Origin of the sequence: Faecalibacterium sp. Marseille-Q0746 (assembly GCF_017377595.1) — a bacterium.
Lineage (GTDB): Bacteria > Bacillota > Clostridia > Oscillospirales > Ruminococcaceae > Faecalibacterium > Faecalibacterium duncaniae.
In genome coordinates this window covers 1-2,787 of record NZ_JAFREI010000047.1, presented here as the reverse complement: position 1 = coordinate 2,787, position 2,787 = coordinate 1, and the positions used below count along the sequence as shown (strand labels likewise).

The 2,787-nt window shown below is 39.4% G+C and carries 2 protein-coding genes and 1 pseudogene; 2 read left to right on the top strand and 1 reads right to left on the bottom strand.

Annotation, left to right across the window (positions count from 1 at the left end):
- Window positions 1-377 precede the first annotated feature (377 nt).
- Together J3351_RS13955 and J3351_RS13950 are read left to right on the top strand one after the other, a co-directional pair.
- Window positions 378-1,226 (top strand): annotated as a pseudogene (locus J3351_RS13955) (tyrosine-type recombinase/integrase).
- Window positions 1,223-2,398, top strand: coding sequence for an IS91 family transposase (locus J3351_RS13950; RefSeq protein WP_207697994.1), 1,176 nt, complete (start codon window positions 1,223-1,225; stop codon window positions 2,396-2,398). The pseudogene J3351_RS13955 and the gene J3351_RS13950 overlap by 4 nt, the downstream one beginning before the upstream one ends.
- A 291-nt stretch (window positions 2,399-2,689) precedes the next feature.
- Here J3351_RS13950 and J3351_RS13945 read toward each other — a convergent pair.
- On the bottom strand, window positions 2,690-2,787 hold a 98-nt coding region (locus J3351_RS13945; RefSeq protein ID WP_207697995.1), incomplete at its 5' end, for a TnpV protein.

The window sequence follows — 2,787 nt, the reverse complement described above, 5'->3', positions numbered from 1 at the left end:
CCTTATCAAAAAGCGTAAAATGACGCAAGAATCGCTCTTTCACATGTATGACACGATTCGTATCATCCCCACAAATGCGTGATTTTCTGTATATTTTCCTGAATACCTATTCCTACAAATTTCGATTGAACAAAATCGCTGCGCGATGGCCTGCCAAGGCTGTGGCGCAGTTTTATTTTTATTAAAAAAGCAGTGGAATTACTTTCCATAATCCGTTATTGTTAAGTTACCACACGAAACAACTGAACTAAGAAAGCTCCACTGCCTATGATAAGAATAACATTTTCCAGTCTCTTCCGCAATCGGAATTATGACGCTAACGCACCTCCGAATAGGTAGATGTAATTATTAACACTACTTATTCTGGAGGTTTTATTATGTATAAAGATATTTTTGAATCCATCCGCAATGAAGCGGAAAAACGTAACCTGCGTGAAAGAACTATTCAACTGTATTGCTCTGATGTCAGTTACTTCCTTCGTTGGATTGGAAAAAATGTTTTTGATCTTACACTTGAAGATGCGGAAAGTTTTCTTACTGCCAAACGTCTGGAAGGAAGGTCTCCTGAAACTCACAATCACTATCGGTCTGCAATCAAGTTCTTATATAAAAAGGTGCTGAAGATTCTCTGGGATGATGACACTGTTCCGGCTATGAAAAGAGAGCGAAATCTTCCTGCTGTTCTATCCCGCGATGAAATAAATGCAATCATTGACGCCACTCCGAATCTGAAGCATAAAGCGATTATTGCAACTATGTATTCTTCCGGATTACGTGTATCAGAGGTTGTTCATCTTCATTATGATGACATTTCACGTACCAACATGACAATTCATGTTCGTGAAACCAAAGGCAGAATTGACAGATATACAATTCTGTCTCAAAAAAATTTAGACCTTCTCACAGAGTATTGGTACAAATGTGGTCGCCCTAAAGATATCCTTTTCCCAAGTTCCTAGTCCGGTGGATATCTTGATATAGCCAGTGTTAACCAGTTCTTTAAGAAAAGTGCTAAACTCGCCGGCATTAACCGTCATGTTTCCTCTCATGCGTGCCGTCATAGTTTTGCCAGCCACCTATTCGAAAGTGGCACAGATATAAAATATATCCAGTCACTTCTGGGACATGTTGATCCTCGCTCTACAGATGTTTACCTTCATGTGAGCAACAAGACACTTCTTGGAATCCGCAGCCCGTTCGACACCCCGGAAGGTGGTGAATCATGAGTAAGGATTGTACGATTCAGGATGTTTTTCATCGTTTTTATCCATCTTTTGAATCCACACATAGTATTTCTCCCGCTCAGCGAAAGGCCGCTTATCACATCATGAATTGCAAAACCGGTGCCTTTGGTGTGAATGTAAGCGTATGCGAGGACTGCGGCTGCATGTCAGTCCACTATAACTCCTGCCGTGACAGATGCTGTCCTATGTGTCAGGAGTTTCCAAAAGAAAAATGGGTAGATGCACGGCGTGAGGATATCTTAGATGCTCCTTATTTCCATGTAGTTTTTACAGTTCCAGAAGAACTTAATCCCATTATCTACAGCAACCAGAAATTCTTATACACTGCTCTTTATCATGCGGCTTCAGATACTCTCAGTGAACTTGCTGCTGATAGTAAATATCTTGGGACTGATATCGGCTATATTTGTATCCTCCATACATGGGGAAGCACCATGAATTTTCATCCTCATATCCATGCGATTGTTCTTGGTGGAGGGCTGGATGTGAAAAATCATTGGAAAGACAACGGGAAAGAGTTTTTTCTTCCGATTAAGGTGATCTCCAAAATATTTCGTGGAAAATATATGGCTGAACTTAAGCAGCTCTGGGAAAATGACAGGCTTGAATTTCATGGATCGGCTGCACCTTACAAAAACTACTATACTTTCAAGGAATTGTTAAATACCTGCTATACAAAGGAATGGATTCCTTATTGCAAGAAACCATTTGACGGTGCCGACTCTGTCATCAGATACCTTGGAAAATACACCCACCGGATTGCTATCAGCAACTACCGTATAAAAGACATGACAGAATCCACAGTTACTTTTTCCGCTAAAGATTACAAAAACCAAGGGCTTTGGAAAGAGATCACCATATCCGGCGAGGAATTTATCCGTCGATTTTTAATGCATGTTCCTCCAAAACGTTTTGTACGTATCAGGCACTATGGTCTTCTTTCATCCAGAAATAAGAAGAAAAAGATTACCCTATGCAGAAACATCCTTGGTTGCAAAAAATATATTTCCAAGCTGAAAGATATGGATGCACCTGCCATTATCCGTCTTCTTTATAATAAAGATATATGCAAGTGTTCTTCCTGTGGTGGTAAGATTATTCCTCTGCCTACAGAACAACATTTTATAAAACCAAAACCACATATGCTCTGTTAACGTATTATAACTGTATATTTTTTTAGCTTCCTTAGGGAGGCTTATTTCTGGTGTCATAATACAGGACTGAATTATAAATTCTATGTGTTTCTATGTGTACACGCTATCCTATTATAAATAGAGTGTCATAATTAAAAGTCCATATAGAGTTGACGCGCTTTGTTCAACCAGAAAAAATCGAAATTGATGCAAACGAAAGGGCAGTTAATGAAAAGTCTCCATACTGCTTTTTCGTTTGCACCACCTTCGATTCTTTCCTTAACGATTTGTCATAATCATTCTATCATACCGTTATGAATAAATCATCTCATGCAAAACAATTTCTTCTGCCCGGTTGTGGATATTATTGCACCGCTGCACCCATTCCATTTGACGGGTACGCTTCAAGT